General features: G+C 46.2%; 21 protein-coding genes and 1 pseudogene. 14 read left to right on the top strand and 8 right to left on the bottom strand.

Features of this window, described 5'->3' with window-relative positions; genetic code table 11:
- Positions 1–168 precede the first annotated feature (168 nt).
- Positions 169–1611 carry a glutamate--tRNA ligase gene (gene gltX, locus IM500_RS14775; RefSeq protein ID WP_190721464.1) on the bottom strand — a complete coding sequence of 481 codons (1443 nt, stop codon included), beginning with the start codon at positions 1609–1611 and terminating at the stop codon, positions 169–171.
- Between the two features lie 321 nt (positions 1612–1932).
- Positions 1933–2409, bottom strand: coding sequence for an NAD(P)H-quinone oxidoreductase subunit N (locus tag IM500_RS14770; protein ID WP_002747620.1), 477 nt, complete (start codon positions 2407–2409; stop codon positions 1933–1935).
- 291 nt (positions 2410–2700) lie between these two features.
- Between IM500_RS14770 and IM500_RS14765 the strand changes: the two genes are divergently transcribed.
- Positions 2701–3570 (top strand): ABC transporter permease, encoded by an 870-nt coding sequence (locus IM500_RS14765; protein WP_104397876.1) that lies wholly within the window; start codon positions 2701–2703, stop codon positions 3568–3570.
- Positions 3571–3619: 49 nt separating this feature from the next.
- Here IM500_RS14765 and phoU read toward each other — a convergent pair whose 3' ends face one another.
- From phoU to IM500_RS14750, 3 genes are all read right to left on the bottom strand, one after another.
- Complete coding sequence (gene phoU / locus IM500_RS14760; protein ID WP_190721462.1) at positions 3620–4288, bottom strand: phosphate signaling complex protein PhoU; 669 nt, start codon at positions 4286–4288, stop codon at positions 3620–3622.
- A gap of 119 nt (positions 4289–4407) precedes the next feature.
- Positions 4408–5709 carry a sensor histidine kinase gene (locus IM500_RS14755; protein ID WP_287738810.1) on the bottom strand — a complete coding sequence of 434 codons (1302 nt, stop codon included), beginning with the start codon at positions 5707–5709 and terminating at the stop codon, positions 4408–4410.
- Positions 5710–5756: 47 nt separating this feature from the next.
- Positions 5757–6509 carry a response regulator transcription factor gene (locus tag IM500_RS14750; protein WP_190721458.1) on the bottom strand — a complete coding sequence of 251 codons (753 nt, stop codon included), beginning with the start codon at positions 6507–6509 and terminating at the stop codon, positions 5757–5759.
- A 74-nt stretch (positions 6510–6583) separates the two neighbouring features.
- On the opposite strand from IM500_RS14750, the gene IM500_RS14745 reads away from it, so the two are divergent.
- Positions 6584–7351 carry a creatininase family protein gene (locus tag IM500_RS14745; protein ID WP_287738805.1) on the top strand — a complete coding sequence of 256 codons (768 nt, stop codon included), beginning with the start codon at positions 6584–6586 and terminating at the stop codon, positions 7349–7351.
- A 164-nt stretch (positions 7352–7515) separates the two neighbouring features.
- Entirely contained in the window at positions 7516–8280 is a 765-nt protein-coding gene (locus IM500_RS14740) for a hypothetical protein (RefSeq protein WP_287738802.1), read from the top strand.
- A 29-nt stretch (positions 8281–8309) separates the two neighbouring features.
- On the opposite strand, the gene glcD is transcribed toward IM500_RS14740, so the two are convergent.
- Together glcD and IM500_RS14730 are read right to left on the bottom strand one after the other, a co-directional pair.
- The gene (gene glcD, locus IM500_RS14735; RefSeq protein WP_287738800.1) at positions 8310–9776 is read right to left on the bottom strand and encodes a glycolate oxidase subunit GlcD; all 1467 of its coding nucleotides are present in this window, start codon (positions 9774–9776) and stop codon (positions 8310–8312) included.
- A gap of 148 nt (positions 9777–9924) precedes the next feature.
- Positions 9925–10476 carry a 2'-5' RNA ligase family protein gene (locus IM500_RS14730; protein ID WP_287738798.1) on the bottom strand — a complete coding sequence of 184 codons (552 nt, stop codon included), beginning with the start codon at positions 10474–10476 and terminating at the stop codon, positions 9925–9927.
- Positions 10477–10635: 159 nt separating this feature from the next.
- Between IM500_RS14730 and IM500_RS14725 the strand changes: the two genes are divergently transcribed.
- The 11 genes from IM500_RS14725 (at position 10636) to rpmE (ending at position 16225) form a co-directional block, all read left to right on the top strand.
- Positions 10636–10902, top strand: coding sequence for a YciI family protein (locus tag IM500_RS14725; protein ID WP_002736524.1), 267 nt, complete (start codon positions 10636–10638; stop codon positions 10900–10902).
- Positions 10903–11255: 353 nt separating this feature from the next.
- Complete coding sequence (gene infA / locus IM500_RS14720) at positions 11256–11486, top strand: translation initiation factor IF-1 (RefSeq protein WP_002737109.1); 231 nt, start codon at positions 11256–11258, stop codon at positions 11484–11486.
- A gap of 127 nt (positions 11487–11613) precedes the next feature.
- Positions 11614–11727, top strand: coding sequence for a 50S ribosomal protein L36 (gene rpmJ, locus IM500_RS14715; protein ID WP_012593611.1), 114 nt, complete (start codon positions 11614–11616; stop codon positions 11725–11727).
- A 93-nt stretch (positions 11728–11820) separates the two neighbouring features.
- On the top strand, positions 11821–12204 hold the full coding sequence (gene rpsM / locus IM500_RS14710) for a 30S ribosomal protein S13 (protein WP_002735415.1): 384 nt from the start codon (positions 11821–11823) through the stop codon (positions 12202–12204).
- Between the two features lie 39 nt (positions 12205–12243).
- Entirely contained in the window at positions 12244–12636 is a 393-nt protein-coding gene (gene rpsK / locus IM500_RS14705; RefSeq protein ID WP_147073121.1) for a 30S ribosomal protein S11, read from the top strand.
- A gap of 192 nt (positions 12637–12828) precedes the next feature.
- The gene (locus IM500_RS14700) at positions 12829–13770 is read left to right on the top strand and encodes a DNA-directed RNA polymerase subunit alpha (RefSeq protein WP_158200657.1); all 942 of its coding nucleotides are present in this window, start codon (positions 12829–12831) and stop codon (positions 13768–13770) included.
- A gap of 21 nt (positions 13771–13791) precedes the next feature.
- Positions 13792–14142, top strand: coding sequence for a 50S ribosomal protein L17 (gene rplQ / locus IM500_RS14695; protein ID WP_002766099.1), 351 nt, complete (start codon positions 13792–13794; stop codon positions 14140–14142).
- Positions 14143–14144: 2 nt separating this feature from the next.
- Positions 14145–14975, top strand: coding sequence for a tRNA pseudouridine(38-40) synthase TruA (truA, locus tag IM500_RS14690; RefSeq protein ID WP_190721451.1), 831 nt, complete (start codon positions 14145–14147; stop codon positions 14973–14975).
- Between the two features lie 123 nt (positions 14976–15098).
- Positions 15099–15554 (top strand): 50S ribosomal protein L13, encoded by a 456-nt coding sequence (gene rplM, locus IM500_RS14685; protein ID WP_002735375.1) that lies wholly within the window; start codon positions 15099–15101, stop codon positions 15552–15554.
- A 4-nt stretch (positions 15555–15558) separates the two neighbouring features.
- On the top strand, positions 15559–15972 hold the full coding sequence (gene rpsI, locus IM500_RS14680; protein ID WP_002737094.1) for a 30S ribosomal protein S9: 414 nt from the start codon (positions 15559–15561) through the stop codon (positions 15970–15972).
- A gap of 19 nt (positions 15973–15991) precedes the next feature.
- Complete coding sequence (rpmE, locus tag IM500_RS14675; protein WP_002760058.1) at positions 15992–16225, top strand: 50S ribosomal protein L31; 234 nt, start codon at positions 15992–15994, stop codon at positions 16223–16225.
- 590 nt (positions 16226–16815) lie between these two features.
- Here rpmE and IM500_RS14670 read toward each other — a convergent pair.
- Positions 16816–17262 (bottom strand): annotated as a pseudogene (locus IM500_RS14670) (tetratricopeptide repeat protein); the annotation flags it as partial.
- Positions 17263–17370 lie beyond the last annotated feature (108 nt).

Raw genomic sequence — 17370 nt, 5'->3', positions numbered from 1 at the left:
ATCGTCCCTGACAGCTAGGGGAAAAATCCACCCCCGTCCCCTCAGTCCCCCTAGCAGGGTATGCAGGGCGACACGGATTCCCATTATACTAGAAAGTATATAGCAATCTTAGGGCATTTGTCAACCCTAATATACAGGAAATTTTCTGATAACTGATAGCCAATCAATTTAACTATTTACTGCTTGCTGAAGACGGGATAGATCCCAACCTTTTTGATTGAGAAGTAGCCAAGACTGCATTAAATCCGGACCGTGTAACTCCCCCATCAAAGCGGCGCGTAGAGACTTCATCACCAGACCTTTTTTAACCCGATGGGCTTTAGTTGTTGTCTCAACAATTCCCTTAGCAGCTTCTCCGGTCAAATCGGGAGTAATAGCGGCGAGAATATCCTTGATAATATCCTTAACTCCCTCTAATTGTAATTGACTTAAAGCCTCCTGATTATAATTAGCCAGAGGGGTTAAAAGTAAACGACTTTCAGCGACAGCATCGCTTAAACGAGTTAAACTCGGACCGATGAGAGTAGCCAAACCGATCAACCAAGCTCGATCGGTTTCAGCAGCAAAATTATACCCCGCTTCTTGCCAGTAGGGGAGAAGTAAAGGCACTAATTCCTCACCGGTTAAACGATGAAGATATTGACTATTAATCCAATCCAATTTAGTCCAGTCAAATTTTGCCCCCGCTTTATTTACCCGTTCTAAACTAAACACTTCAGCGGCCGCTTCAAGGGTAAAAATTTCTTCGGTGGAATCGGGAGGAGTCCAACCGAGGAGAGTCATGTAATTAACCAAAGCTTGCGGCAGAAAACCCAGTTTTCGGAAATCATCGATCGAAGTGACTCCATCCCGTTTAGATAACTTGCGACCCTCCTGATTTAAGATCAAAGGACTGTGGGCAAACTCCGGCACTTTTGCCCCCAAAGCTTCGTATAAAAGAATTTGTTTAGCCGTATTAGCGATGTGATCTTCCCCACGAATAACATGGGTAATTGCCATATCGATATCATCAACAACTACCGCTAAATTATAGAGAGGCTGACCGAAGTTTTCTTCCCCATTTTCCGAGGTACGAGCGATCACCATATCCCCCCCTAAATCACTACCTTTCCAGATGACTTTTTCCCGGATTAAATCCTGCCAAATAATTTCTCGATCATCGTCAATAATAAAACGAATTACTGCTTTTCTCCCCCCTTGCTCGAATTGCGCTTGTTGTTCGGGGGTGAGATAACGGTGACGATTATCGTAACGGGGGGCAAGATTGCGGGCTTTTTGTTCTTCCCGCATTTTTTCCAATTCTTCCGGGGTACAATAACAACGATAGGCTAAACCTCGATCGAGCAGGGTTTGAATGGCTTGACGATAATAATTAAGGCGTTGAGTTTGAAAAAAAGGACCTTCATCCCAATTCAGTCCTAACCATTGTAGGCCCGCTTGAATATTTTCGGTATATTCTGGTCGAGAACGTTCTAAATCTGTATCTTCCACGCGCAAGATAAATTTGCCCCGGTGATGATGGGCAAAAAGCCAGTTAAACACGGCTGTGCGTGCGGTTCCAATGTGTAAATTTCCGGTGGGACTGGGGGCAATACGAACTCTTACTGTCACGATCTAACTCCTAGGTTTTTGCGGCAACCATATCCCATATTATTGCAAATTCACCTAGGCAAACTCTCGAAATTAAGAAAATTAAGTGGGTGGGTGGAATTAAATATAAGATGAACGTAGGTTGGGTTGAAGCATGAAACCCAACTCCCGCATGGGTTACGCTACCGCTAACCCATCCTACAAAGAATTGTGCCTCCCTACTTAAATGAATAGCTACCAAAGGGTGAGAAAGGAACAACAAACTCTCAAGAATTGAAGTCTCCCTCTCTGGGGAGAGGGGTTGAGGCAGAGATATTTCAATAACCCTGTTATTTCGGTAATTTAGGCAGCGATTAAAGATTTGCTCAAAGGTTGCCAACGGAAATATCTTTCCCCACCCAATTCGAGGACAAATTTTAACCGGGGTTCCTGTTGACTAAGATTAATTAAGTATTGTTTTTCTTCCGAGGATAAAACAAAACTTTCAATAATCCAAATCACTAAACCTTTAGATTTGGGGGGTAAATTTTCCAATTGATAGGTAGCAATGGGAGGAATAAAATAAACCGGTCCCACGGCTGCTTCCCGACCAATATTTTTTTTACCTAAATGGGGGGGACGAACTCCATGAATGCCGGTAAGATAGGCACTTAAATCCCCTAGACCTCTAGCGGTGATATGCAGGACATTATAACCGGTGGCCCGTAAACGTCTTTGATAGCGTCCCTCGTAACCCCCTTCTAAGGGTGCGTAAACCCCTAAAGCACCGTATTGTTCCAGATCGCGAATAAATGGTTTTCCTGTGGTCAGTAATGCCATAGCTAGTAAAAAAAATCTTTTCCCCTATAATCGCACGTTTTGTTAAGTTGTGCGTCAGGTGAACAAAGAAAGACTTAAGATCAAAGATAGAGAGGGACAATCGCTACTCTCCCAAGGAGGTAATATGTTTCACGATCTCCTTTATCCCAACGGACTGCTTTATATCCTGATTAAACTAACTGTTTTAGCTTTAGCAGTCTTACTCTGGTTTATGGTCGTTTCGGCCCCGGCTGTTTGAAAAAACACTGCTCTTGTACAATTAGCGTTCTATGCAATGGCTAAATTTTGTCGATGACTCCTGTTAAATTGCCGATCGATCCTTTTCTGAAACCCAACCTAACTACTAAGCTCCTAGGGGTTGGGTTGGTATTGACAATTATTTTTATCCTGATTGCCCTGTTTTCGCCCCTTCTGCAAGCGATCGGCCTGATTCAGGATCCAACCGACATTTTAAGCAATTATCCCCTACAAGCCCCCAGTTCTGCCCATTGGTTCGGGACGAATGTGCGCGGTTATGATGTCTTTTCCCGTACCCTATTCGGGGCCCGGGCGGCCTTGTCCGTGGTATTTTTGGCCACAGGATTATCTTTAGTCATCGGGGTTCCTTTAGGGTTAATTAGCGGTTATTTGGGGGGTAAGATCGATCGCGTTCTCCTCTTTCTCATGGATACCCTCTACACCTTGCCGGGGTTATTATTATCGGTGGCTCTGGCCTTCGTTTTGGGTCGTGGTATCGTCAATGTAGCGATCGCTGTTAGCATTGCCTATATTCCCCAATATTTTCGCGTGGTCAGAAATCAAACCGCCAGCGTTAAAAATGAGTTATTTATCGAAGCGGCGCGAGCGATCGGTGCCAGTCCTAGCCGTATATTATCAAAATATCTTTTCTTTAATGTCGTCCAAAGTGTCCCGGTTCTTTTTACCCTCAATGCGGCGGATGCGATCCTGGTTTTAGGCGGTTTAGGCTTTTTAGGCTTAGGATTACCGGAAGAAGTGCCTGAATGGGGTCATGATCTCAAGGAAGCTTTGGCGGATTTATCTACAGGTATCTGGTGGACCACTTTATTCCCCGGATTAGCAATGACCACGATGGTGGTGGGTTTATCCCTCTTGGGGGAGGGGTTAAGTGAAATTTTCAACCCCCTGAGTCGTAAACGCTAAAAGCGGGGGCCAGAGTTCGAGGAAAATCATCTCAGGAGCCTCCACACCCTCAGCCTCTCTGTCCGGTAACGATGTAGGATACCCTTTGGGCGATATTGGTGGCGTGATCGGCCATACGTTCCAGATGACGGATTAGTAAAGCCATCAGCAGGATTGGTTCCACCACACCTTTGATATCTCTTTGATGGGCGAGAGTGTGATAGAGATAATCATAGGCTCGATCGACCGTATTATCTAGTTCTTTGACCTTTGAACCCGCTTCTTGATCGAGGTCGGCCAGAGCAACAAGGCTCGTGGCTAACATATACTGGGCATGGTGGGACATAGCCTCGATCTCACCCATACAATCGTGGGGAGTATAGGCGAATAATTTGAGAGCTATTTCAGCCAAATCCTTGGCATAATCGCCGATACGTTCCAAATCGCGCACTAATTGCATAAAAGCACTTAAAAGCCGCAAATCTTGGGCTACGGGAGCCTGTAGAGTCATGAGAGTGGCACAATCTAACTCGATTTGACGGTAGTAGCGATCGATTTCCTTGTCAAGGGGGGCGATTTTTTTCGCCATTTCCAAATCCCTAGCAAAAAGGGATTGATGGCTAAGACGAAAGGATTCTTCGACCAAGGTTCCCATTCTCAGCACATCCTGTTCCAATCGCTGGAGAGAACGAGCGAAATAGGTGCGATCGGGATGATTGGTTTCTTTGGATAGGCTCACGGTCAGATTCGCTTAACATAAAACTACTCTTTCTCTACAGTGATAACAAGAAAATTTTCGATTTTGTACAGTTGTCCAGAGAACTTGACAGATTTTTTTCTCCCCACACCCCACACCCATCACCCCACTGCCTTTTTTTGACGGGGGAGAGTGACTTGTAGGCGAGCGCCACCGGTGTTAGGATCATTTTGAGCGACGATCGAACCGCCATGGGCTTGAATAATCTCTTTGGCAATCGATAAACCCAAACCGGTACTATAATCCTTTGTGCTTTGTTTTTGACGGGTGCGGGAAGGATCACCACGAAAGAGGCGATCAAAAACGTAGGGTAGATCCGCTTCGTTAAATCCCTTCCCGTTGTCGATAACGTCAATTTTCAGCCATTTTTCCCCGATAGTATCGGATATTTCCCGAATTTCTAGGCGAATTTTCCCCTGATCGGGACTATACTTAATGGCATTATCAAAGAGATTCAGGAAAACTTGCAGCAGACGAGAGTGATCCACTTCCAGCGTCCAATCCACCGGAGAGGAATAATCTAAGCTAATCTGTTTTTGGGCGGCTATTGGGGTGACAGTCTGCCAAGCGGCGCTGATGAGGTCCTCTAGATTAATCATCTGGTATTGTAAAGAGCGCCCCGCATCCGCTTGTAATTCACTAATTTCTAGCCAATCGCAGACTAATTGGCTCAAACGCTCCACTTCTTTCGCCATTTGTTCTAACCAGCGTCTTTCGGGAGCTTGGAGGCGTTTTTGTAAAGCTTCGGTAAGGAGAGAAATGGAGGTTAAGGGAGTGCGTAACTCGTGAGTTAAGTCAGAGAAAGCTCGCTCGCGATTTTGCGATAATTCCACTAAAGGCTGTCTATTTTCGATAAATACAGCGATTTCACCTTCCGGCAGCGGATAACCGTAACCCTTCAAGGCAATCGATTTAGGAGCAATGACTTTGCGATCGCTAATGGGGGTGACAGGATAATTAGTCGGGTAAAAAGTCCAAGTTTGCACCTGTGGACTCTGTTTTTGACGAGTTTCTTGAATTAATTGATCTAATTCGTAGGAGCGCACTAATTCCAGCAGCAGACGTACCTGATCTGGCTGCCAGCGATCGAGTTTTAAGAGGGTAATTGCCTGTTGATTACACCAGAGCAGTTGATTATCGGCATCGACATGAAGATAGGCGATCGGCGCTCGTTCTAGCAAGGATTTCTGAATTTCTAAGCTCTTTTCTCGCTCTTGCAGACTTTGGGAGAGAAACTGTAATTCTCGACGCACCAGGGAGGTAACGGGAAAAGAAGCCGACAAATCCGCCGAATCCGAGAGAGCGCTCAGGGTTCGCTTTAACTCTCTATTTAAGCGTGAGACTTGCCAGTAACAAATACTCAAACCTAAAACTACTCCCAAAATAAAAGCGAAAATAGTCATTGTCTGCGCGAGCGGCGATCGCTAATCTGGAAAATATAATCGCTCACCTAGCCAAAACGATAACCGAAACCGCGTACAGTAATCAGGTATTCCGGTTGACTGGGATCGATTTCTAGTTTTTCCCGTAACCAGCGAATGTGAACATCGACGGTTTTGGTGTCTCCTAAAAAATCTGGCCCCCAAATTTGTTCAATTAATTGCTCTCTTGACCAAACTCGGCGCGGATAACTCATAAATAGGTCTAGGATACGGAATTCTTTAGGAGAAAGGTTGATTTCTTCATCTCGCACCGTCACCCGACATTCCTGGGGATAGAGAAGAACATCGCGGAATTTTCGCACGGGAGCGGCAGCTAGGGAAGTAAATCCTTGACGACGAATGAGAGCGCGACAACGAGCGACTAATTCTCGCATACTAAAGGGTTTAGTCAGATAATCATCGGCACCCACTTCTAAACCCAAAACTCGATCGGTTTCGCTGGCCTTAGCACTTAAAATTAAAATCGGGATAATATTGCCGTGATAGCGCAACAGACGACAGATATCAAGACCGTTGATTTGGGGTAACATTAAATCCAAAACGACCAAATCAAAACGAGATTCACCGTGATTAGATTCTTGACTTTGCAGTAATTCTAGGGCAACGCGACCATCACTAACACCGAGAGCCTCGTAACCTTCTTCTTCCAAAGCCAAAATAATCATATCCCGAATCACTTCTTCATCTTCAACGATTAAAATCCGATGATTGGGAACGAAATCCGTACTCGCCGACAAGGGGGGGTTGTCAAGGGTTAACATAAAAATACTTGATTATTCTTCCTAATTTTATCTCAATTTGTCAACCCGCATTCGTTTTGGAAGGCTAGAGCCGAATGTTATTACAGTTATCTACATGGTTAGAGGTGGAATCCTATCTAGAACAATCTCAGGGAATTATTATTCCCATTGGTTCCACGGAACAACACGGGCCGACGGGACTGATTGGTACAGATGCTCTATGTGCGGAGGCGATCGCTAAAGGAGTGGGGAAACAGGTAGGAGCAATGGTAGCACCTACCTTAAATGTCGGTATGGCCCTACATCACACGGCTTTCCCCGGTACAATTAGCCTTCGTCCTAGCACTTTGATTCAAGTCATCCTCGACTATGTGACTTGTTTAGCTAGAGCGGGTTTTCGTCAATTTTTCTTTATTAATGGTCACGGGGGCAATATTGCCACCCTAAAAGCCGCTTTTGCGGAAACCTATTATCATTTGGATTCCCTTAATTTGCCTAACACAAACGAGGTTAAATGTCAAGTGGCCAACTGGTTTATGGTGCGAGAAGTTTATCTTTTAGCCAAAGAATTGTATGGAGATCAGGAAGGTTCTCACGCTACACCGAGCGAAGTGGCGTTAACTCAGTATCTTTACCCTGAAAGCCTTAAAAACGCCTTTTTATCCGAAAAAGTGGCTTCTGGTCATGGTATTTACGGTGCGGCTAATTTTCGCCAAAACTACCCCGATGGTCGTATGGGTTCCAATCCTGCTTTAGCCACTCCCGAACACGGTCAGAGGTTCTATGAATTGGCTGTGAAAGAATTGAGTAATAGTTATCTGGAATGGCTCTCTTGTCCTTTGTCTAAGTTGATTAGTGACTAAGCCACCGAGACCCGGAATAATTTAACTGTAACCCTAAGTAAGTGGTTTCAATTAAATTGAAGATAGATTTTGTCTTTGATCCCGCCTTAATAAGGGGCGGATCTGAACAATTTTTAACCCCCACCTACTTAGAGACAAAACTTAAATATCCACGGAGAAAACCGATGATTACCACCAATGACAATAACTCCAATCAAGCTCTGGCTAGTTTGCGGGAAATACAAGAACTTTCCATCGCAATTACAGCCAAAAGCCTCAATCCCGCCATGCTAACGGTTGATTTCCTCAAATATTCGGGAATAGTTCCCCCCGACTGGGAATTAAATGGCCAGCCGGTACTCAATCCTAATTACGCTCAAGTTAATTTTCAAAATGGCATCAGCATCGTCGCCCAACCCCGGAAAATTACCTTTGTGGAGATAATTAACTCTCCCGATAGCCTGAACCTGAAACTGCCAGAAATTGTTGGTTTATATCTAGATAAACTCCCTTTAGCCGAATATCAAGCCCTGGGTATCGCGCCGAAAAGTATTGTTCCTCTCCCTAGTAGCCCCGATGCCGCTAAAAAATACATCACCGAAACTCTTCTCGCCCCCGGTCCTTGGCACAATTTCGGTATAGCCCCCCTACAAGCCAGCATCAATCTACTTTATCAGCTAGAAACCTCTCAGCTATCCTTGGCGATTAACGAGGCAAAATTGCAATTACCCGATGGCAAAACCTTAGCGGCGCTATTATTTGCCGGTAACTTTAACTATAATCTGGCCGAGGGCAGCGATCGATTAAATCTGCTCAAACAATATCTGGGACAATGGCAAAAAGACCTAGAGATTTTCCGAGAATTAGTCACTCAGCGTTTTCTGGAAAGACAAGTGCCAGTTTTCCCCTCTAATATCAATCTGCCCCTAGGGCCCCAAGGTGGACTGTAATCAGTAATCAGTCAATACTTGCCGATAACCTAAAACACATCCACCCCCGCAAACCCTTGCATTTTCGCATTAGCGGCTTCCCCACAGCTGCGCGGGGTGGGGAATAATTTCCCCGGGTTAGCCAAACCCTTGGGATTAAAGCAATCCCGCACATAGCCCATAGTTTCTAAGTCAATCTCGTTGAACATGGCGGGCATATAACAATTTTTATCGATGCCGATACCGTGTTCCCCCGATAAACTGCCCCCAACCCGCACACAAAGTTTGAGAATTTCACCGCCTAATTCCTCCACTTCTTCCCAGGCACCCTCTACCTTGTTATTGTAGAGAATCAACGGGTGTAAATTGCCATCCCCGGCGTGGAAAACATTGGCGATTTTATAACCGTATTTTTCACTTAAAGCCTTAATTTCCTGAAGAACATACACCAATTGAGTGCGGGGAATCACCCCATCTTGCACAAAGTAATTAGGGCTAATTTTCCCCGCCGCCGCAAAAGCCGCTTTTCTGCCCTTCCAGAGTTTAAAGCGGGTTTCGGCATCATTAGCCGTGGTGATATTTCTCGCCCCATTTTGACGGCAAATCTCGGCAACCCGATGCTTATTCCTGGTTACTTCTACCCCTAAACCATCCAATTCCACTAATAAAACTGACTCGGCATCCCGGGGATAACAGCCGGTAGCCACCACGTCTTCCACGGCGTTGATACTGAGATTATCCATAATCTCCATCCCCGCCGGAATCATTCCCGATTTAATAATATCCGCCACCGCTTGGCCCGCTGCCTCGATACTGGTAAAATCGGCCAGTAAAACACAGATAGATTCCGGAGTTTTCAGAATTCTTAGGGTGATTTCCGTGGCGATGCCTAAAGTTCCCTCGGAACCCACAAATAAACCGGTTAAATCATAGCCCGGTTGTTCCGGTACCGCACCCCCCACATCGATAATTGAACCGTCGGGAAGGACGATTTTTAAGCCCATAACGTGATTGGTAGTCACGCCGTATTTTAAACAGTGAACCCCGCCGGAATTTTCCGCCACATTACCGCCGATCGAGCAGATAATTTGACTAGAGGGATCCGGTGCATAATAAAATCCCGCCCCGCTTACTGCTTGCGTCACCCAATTATTAATCACCCCGGGCTGTACCACCACCCTTTGATTATCTAAATCAACCCTGAGAATCTGATTCATCCGCGCCGTGACGATGAGAATCCCCTCTTCTAAGGGTAACGCCCCTCCCGATAAGCCCGTTCCTGCACCCCTCGCTACCCAGGCAATCTCGTTATCGTGACAGAGTTTCACCACCGCCGCAATTTCTGCGGTGCTGCGAGGCAATACCACAAGAGCGGGTCTTTGTCTGTATCCTGTGATACCATCGCACTCGTAGGTTAATAATTCATCTTTGCGACGGATGACTCCATCTTTGCCAAGGATCGCTTCTAACTGTTTGATCAGATTGGGGGAGATTTTCGGGGGATTTTTGAGTAACATAGGTTTCAGGGCGGCGGAGTCGCAGTAAAATGGCTCTATAGGTTAAAATATCGCAAAAAAGCCAGAAATAAAGCTTTTAAAGCTGCTCTCTCCTATTTTAGCACTAGAACCCCTTCCTCTGTAGATAGAAACCTGCAAGGGTCTAGATTCATAGAGAAAATTGCCGATAAATTTGCCAGTGCTTACCGTTATGAATTAGGAGGGTAATTTCATCGATCATCACCTCAAAAAATAGCTCTTGATTAGCATATTTTGACCAAGCTTTCCAGAAATTATCTTTAGTTAAATCTCGGAAGCCAACGGTTAAATGGGGCGAAAAAGCTCGGCTTTTTGAGACATTATCAATGATATTCAGGGAAGATTCTAGCTGCTGTAAAAGCCGTTTTTGCAGGGTTAATAATTCTGGCGTTTTCTGGACATTAATATAAATGACTCGCGGTTTAAAGGCGGCAAAATTCTGGAGAATTAGGGGAATAGGAGCGTGCAAGCGGGCAAATTCCTCTAAACATCTTTCTAAATCCGGTAATTGTTCTAAATTCCAGCGGAAAGGGGGTTGGAGAGTGACGTGGGGAGGCGATTTCAGGGCGGCGCGACTATTGTAAATTTCTGCAAACTCTACCTTGATTTTTGTGGCAATTTCCTGTACTTCTGACGGCGGCAAAAGCGCAATAAAAAATAGAGATCCCTGGGGTTGATTCATGGAGACAAGCAAGGTAGAGAAATGAAGATATTATCTCGATTCTAGCAATCTTCAACAACTCTAGCCAATTGTATAGCTCTGTTACATTGCACCATTGACGGCCAAGATTAATCGGTATAATTATAGGGTTGTTAATCAGTCCTAGTCTCCTGAGAATTTATGCCCTGGTTTGTCAAGATAGAAAAAGGCATTGTTGATAAAACTACCTTTGATCGCTATGTCAGCGCCCATAAGGACTATGTGCGTGATTTAATTAGCCAAGGACGAGCAGCAAAAACCGGTTATTGGGCAGAAAGGGGCGGCGGAATGTTATTATTTAAGGCCGATTCTCTTGAAGAGGCTCAAGCAATTATAGTTCGCGATCCTTTAATCGAGAATGGTTGTGTGGAATACGAACTCCATGAATGGCGAATTGTCGTCGAGTAATCTAGCTTTTCAGGGAACAGTGAACAGTAATCAGTCATCAGTAATCAGTAATCAGTAATCAGTGAAAACACAGCAAGGTTAAGCTGTTGATTATCTAAATATTACTCGTTAATACTGCCTGGGAGTGGGGAGATGGGGGTGGGGAGTGGGGAGTGGGGAGACCACTTCGTGCGCGTTGCGGGGGGAGAGGGAAGATGGGGAGCTTTTTTGCTGTGAACTGAAAACTCACATCTGATTACTGATTACTGATCACTGATAACTGATAAGCTATACTGGGGGAATTGTGCTAAAAGCACGGTTGATGCTGCCGATCATTAAATTAAATTGTCTCTAGTGAAATTGAGGAATTAACTTTGTCTAAACAAGATCTCATCGAAATGGAAGGAACCGTCACCGAATCCTTGCCCAACGCCATGTTTAGGGTGGATTTAGATAACGGTTTCAACGTCTTGGCCCATATATCTGGCAAAATCCGCCGTAATTATATCAAAATCCTCCCCGGCGATCGAGTCAAAGTGGAACTGACCCCCTACGACCTAACCAAAGGCAGAATTACCTATCGCCTGAAAAATCAAAAAAAATAGCGATAAATAGGGGCAGAGAAGCCAAAAAGCCTAATAAGCGGCCAAATTTATTTTAAAAAAATAGGTGACACGGGTAAAAGAAATCTGATATAATAGTAAGCTTGCAGTGTTGCCAGAATAGTTAGGCATGAAAGTTAGAGCGTCTGTCAAAAAAATGTGCGAAAAGTGCCGCGTCATCCGTCGGCGCGGTCGAGTCATGGTAATTTGTTCTAACCCCAAACACAAGCAGAGACAAGGTTAAACCACCAAAGTCACTGTCTTGGGGCAGAGAATCGTTACCGTTAATTGTAGTCGTTTTTGGAAAAAAAATCGTTCATAGGGAGAAAGAAAAAGCGTGGCAAGGATAGCTGGTGTAGACCTACCTCGCGATAAGCGTGTGGAAATCGCCCTGACCTACCTCTACGGAGTGGGTCTATCGCGTTCCCAAGAAGTCTTATCTGCGACGGGTGTTAACCCTGACACTCGGGTCAAGGATCTCAGCGATGAAGACGTGGCGGCGCTACGGACTTATATCGAAACAAATTATCAAATCGAGGGGGATTTGAGACGCTGGGAGGCGATGAACATCAAACGCCTCGCCGATATCGGCACCTATCGAGGTCGTCGGCATCGGCTAGGATTACCCGTGCGCGGGCAACGGACGCGAACCAATGCGCGGACCCGTCGCGGTCGTCGGGTGACAGTGGCAGGGAAGAAAAAAGCCCCCTCCAAGAAATAATTTTTTATTCATTGCGATATCCCCCAATCAAGAAAAACTATGGCGCGACCAACCAAAAAAACCGGACCCAAAAAACAGAAGAAAAATATTCCTACCGGAGTCGCTCACATTCAATCGACCTTCAACAATACCATTGTCACGATCGCCGATAGCAAAGGCGATGTGATCTCTTGGGCATCGGCGGGATCGAGTGGTTTTAAAGGAGCCAAAAAAGGAACCCCCTTCGCCGCCCAAACCGCCGCCGATAACGCTGCCCGCCGAGCGATCGAACAGGGAATGCGTCAACTAGAAGTGATGGTTAGTGGCCCTGGGGCAGGACGGGAAACCGCAATCCGGGCCCTGCAAGGAGCAGGATTAGAAATCACCCTGATCCGGGACGTGACCCCCATCCCCCACAATGGTTGTCGTCCTCCCAAACGCCGGAGAGTGTAAACAGTGAACAGCTTTTTCAGGTGACAGGGATCTTGAGGCCGGCAGCCGTTAGCTTTTCGCACATCAGCAGGAGAATCGGGTCGTCAAAGACCATCTGATCAAAAAACTGAACGCTGAACGTTAAATGCTGAACGCTAAGAAAACTGAAAACTGATAACTGATAACTGATAACTGAACAAGGGAGGTCAATCGGTGGCGCAATTTCAAATCGAGTGTGTAGAAGCAAAAACTTACAAGAATCAGAGTCAGTACAGTAAATTTGTACTAGAGCCTCTGGAAAGAGGCCAGGGTACGACCGTAGGTAATGCCCTGAGACGGATTCTCATTTCCAATCTGGAAGGGGCGGCCGTGACGGCCCTGCGGATCGCGGGAGTCAATCACGAATTTGCCACCGTCCAGGGAGTACGCGAGGACGTGATGGAACTCATGCTCAACATGAAAGAAATCATCCTGAAAAGCTACACCAATCAAACCCAGATCGGGCGTTTAGTGGCAACTGGACCGGCGACGGTAGTGGCGGCACAATTCGATTTACCTTCAGAAGTGGAGATAGTCGATCGCAATCAGTACGTCGCTACCCTAGCCGAAGGGGCCAAGCTAGAGATGGAATTTCGCGTGGAAAAAGGCAAAGGCTACCGGGCGATTGATCGCAGTAAAGAGGAGGCCACTTCGCTAGACTTTCTGCAAATCGACTCGATTTTTATGCCCGTAACCAAAGTCAACTACAGCGTCGAAGATATCCGTTCCGAAAGCGGTCAAGCTAGAGATCGTCTGCTCTTAGAAATTTGGACAAACGGGAGCATTAACCCCAAAGAAGCCCTTTCCCAAGCGGCCGATATGCTAGTTAATCTCTTTAACCCGCTCAAGGATCTCAACGCCCTCGAATCCTCCGGTAACTTTGACGACCAAGAGATCAACCAAGAAAACCAAATTCCGATCGAGGAACTACAATTATCCGTGCGCGCCTACAATTGCCTGAAGCGAGCGCAGATCAACACCGTAGCCGACCTCCTCGATTACAGCCAAGAAGATCTCTTAGAAATCAAAAACTTTGGGCAGAAATCGGCGGAAGAAGTCATTGAAGCCCTACAAAAACGGTTAGGCATCACCCTACCCCAAGAAAAAAGCAAGTAAACCCAATTCCAGGAAAATACCATGAGACATCGATGTAAAGTGCCTCAATTGGGTCTACCGGCTGACCAAAGAAAGGCACTGCTGCGCAGCTTGGCCACCCAGCTAATTCGCCACGGTCAGATCACCACCACCCTAGCGAAAGCGAAAGCGGTGCGAGCAGAGGTAGACCACATTATCACCCTAGCTAAAGACGGTTCCCTGAGCGCCCGTCGCCAAGCTATGGGCTACATCTACGACAAACAACTGGTTCATGCCCTCTTTGAAGGAGCCCAGGCCCGTTATGGCAACCGTAACGGCGGTTATACCAGGGTAGTGCGTACCCTGCGCCGTCGCGGGGATAATGCCCCCATGGCGATTATCGAACTGATGTAACGATGACAGCTTGCCACCAGTCGCGGATCGCCCTAGTTATCCAGTATGTGGGAACTAATTTCCACGGCTGGCAACGGCAACCCCATCACAGGAGTGTGCAGGAGGAAATCGAGAAGGCTCTGGCCGATATTCTCGGTCATGACGTCACTCTGCACGGGGCCGGACGTACCGATAGCGGTGTTCACGCCGCCGCCCAAGTTGCCCATTTCGAGCAGCAGAGTCCGATCCCACCTTGCCATTGGGCTAAGGTTCTCAATGCTCGGCTAGATGACGATATCGTCATCCGGGCCTCGGCCCGGGTTCCCGATCGCTGGCACGCCCGTTTCTCGGCCCTCTGGCGACGTTATCGTTACACCCTCTATACCGACCCCATCCCCAATCTATTTGTTAGCCCCTTTAGTTGGCACTACTACCATCGTCCCCTCGATGCCGATTTGATGGCCAGGGCCTTAAAGCCCCTATTGGGTAAGCACCATCTGGCCGCCTTTCACCGTGCTAACTCTAGTCGTGACCATTCCTGGGTAGAAGTACAAGGGGTGGAATGCTACCGTCAAGGGCCGTTTGTACAGATGGAAATTCAAGCCAATGGCTTTTTGTACGGGATGGTGCGCCTATTGGTGGGAATGTTGGTGGAGGTGGGAACTGGTGAGCGATCGCTAGAAAACTTTACCGACATCTGGGTCAATCAGCGCCGAGAATTGGTCAAATACGCCGCACCAGCTAAAGGACTATGTTTACTGCGGGTGGGTTACGCCGATTTTCCCTTTGCCGATAGCGTCTGGTTCGAGACTCAGCCTCTTTATTATTTCCGAGCAGAGGGGATAGGGGAATAGGGTAATGGGGGAATAGGGGAATTTCAACTAAAACCCAACACCCCAACACCCTAACACCCCAACACCCCAACACCCAGCTCGGCAATAAAAACAATTATTTTTGTAAACCAAGGCAAACTCACCATGAACAAAACACCTCTACCAAATTTAGAGACTCTAGAGCAGAAATGGTACGTCATTGATGCGGCCGATCAGCGTCTAGGTCGTCTGGCCACCGAGATCGCTATGATTCTACGGGGCAAAAATAAAGCCACTTTCACCCCCCATCTGGATACGGGGGATTTTGTCATTGTTATTAACGCTGAAAAAGTGACGGTGACGGGCAAAAAACGCCAACAGAAAGTTTATCGCCGCGACTCCGGCAGACCGGGTGGTATGAAGGTAGAAAGCTTCGATAAACTGCAAAAACGCATTCCCGAACGGATTATCGAACACGCTGTTAAGGGAATGCTCCCGAAAAATAGCTTAGGTCGGAAATTGTTCACGAAACTGAAAGTTTATGCCGGTGCGGAACATCCCCATCAGGCACAACAACCGGAAGTTTTAGCGATTAATACGATTCCCGCAGGAGGAAATTAAGTCAATGCAAGCCACGGACAGTAAAAATAAGGTAGTTTATTGGGGAACGGGACGACGCAAATCAGCGGTCGCTTCCGTGCGTCTCGTGCCGGGGACGGGGGCAATTACCGTTAACGGTCGCGATGGAGAAACCCATTTTAACCGCATTCCCACCTATATCCAGACGATCAAGGCTCCTCTGGAGACTTTGGGACTGGAAAACGAGTATGATATCATCGTTAAGGCCGAGGGCGGTGGTTTGACCGGCCAAGCGGACGCGGTGAAATTGGGTGTCGCTAGAGCTTTATGTCAATTAGCGCCGGAAAATCGTCCTCCCCTCAAGAGTGAAGGTTATCTGACTCGGGATCCCCGGGCGAAGGAACGGAAAAAATACGGTCTTCACAAAGCGCGCAAAGCGCCTCAATACTCGAAACGTTAGGTTAATAGAGAGGTTTATTATGCCGAAAAAAATTCATCCTACTTGGTATCCGGAAGCTAAGGTGATCTGTAATGGTGAACTGGTGATGACGGTGGGTTCGACAAAACCAGAAATTCATGTGGAGGTTTGGTCGGGTAATCATCCTTTTTATACGGGAACCCAGAAGATGATCGATACGGAGGGCCGGGTCGATCGCTTCTTGCGTAAGTACAAAATGGGCGATAAGTCAAGCAAAAAGGCCGATCAGAAATAATTCTTTACTTTTGCCTTTTTGACCCGGTGGGGAGATTTTCCCGCCGGGTTTTTTGCTATTTTTAGGCTGGTAGGGTCATTATTTCTGCACTGATACTAAATCTGGTTATTAAAAACTGATTATTTATTCTCCCTTTTGCATCAGTGCCTGTCTTCATACTGCTTTTCTCATAAAGATGAAGTATAATCTGATGCGGTATTGGCGATCGCATACTGTTGCCTACACCCTATTTTTAGACTCGCTCCCAGATTTACTAGCACAAGTTGCTCAAAAAGTCAAGCAAATAAAAGATACAGAGCAAAGACAAAATTTTGCCAGTTGTAGGGGACTTTTTTGCGCGTATTTAAAGGAAGGCAGCAGCTTTATTCGATTTCTCTGAACTAGAAGATTGAGAAGCTTGGTTAGGATCTCCCGGAAACTGAGCGCTCCCCAGTAAAACCGGGGAAGGAGATATAGCATTTCTCACACCTGTGGGGCATAATTAAACCTTTGCTGATTAAGCTTTTCAACATCGATAATGTACCTCTTGCGAATAGGAAACGCTATATATATTTTTTTACCTACCTGATACTTTTTAAGAGATTAACTGTCTAATCGGGGAATCTTTGCTGTAATTCTTCATCGGATAATCGCGACAACAGAATCATAAAATTTTGCCTTACTTTTTGGGTATGGGGATGATTTTCTCCTAATCTTTCTTGATAAATAGCAATAGCTCTCACATACAACGGTTCCGCTTCTGCGTATCTGCCTTGGTATTTGTATAATTCTGCTAAATTATTGAGACTGGCAGCAACATCGGGATGGTTTTCTCCTAATAGCTGTTGTCTCAGAGAAAGGGAGCGCTTATACAAGGGTTCCGCTTCTGCGTATCTGCTTTGACATTGGTACAATTCTGCTAAATTATTGAGACTGGTAGCAAAATAGAGATTGTTTTCTCCTAATAGCTGTTCTATCAGAGAAAGGCCTCTCTTGCACAAGGGTTCTGCTTCTGCGTATCTGCCTTGCGATTCGTATAATACCGCTAAAGCTGACAGGGGGACAAGCCAGCTGAAAAGCTTATGTAGCATGGAATACAGACACAGACTCCCAAAAAAGATAAGTCATATTTACCATATATGACCTAAATAACGAAAATGATAAGT

Origin of the sequence: Microcystis sp. M179S2, from assembly GCF_020245805.1 — a bacterium.
GTDB lineage: Bacteria > Cyanobacteriota > Cyanobacteriia > Cyanobacteriales > Microcystaceae > Microcystis > Microcystis aeruginosa.
The sequence above is the reverse complement of the archived record's forward strand: the minus strand, read 5'-3'. Positions and strand labels throughout refer to the sequence as shown.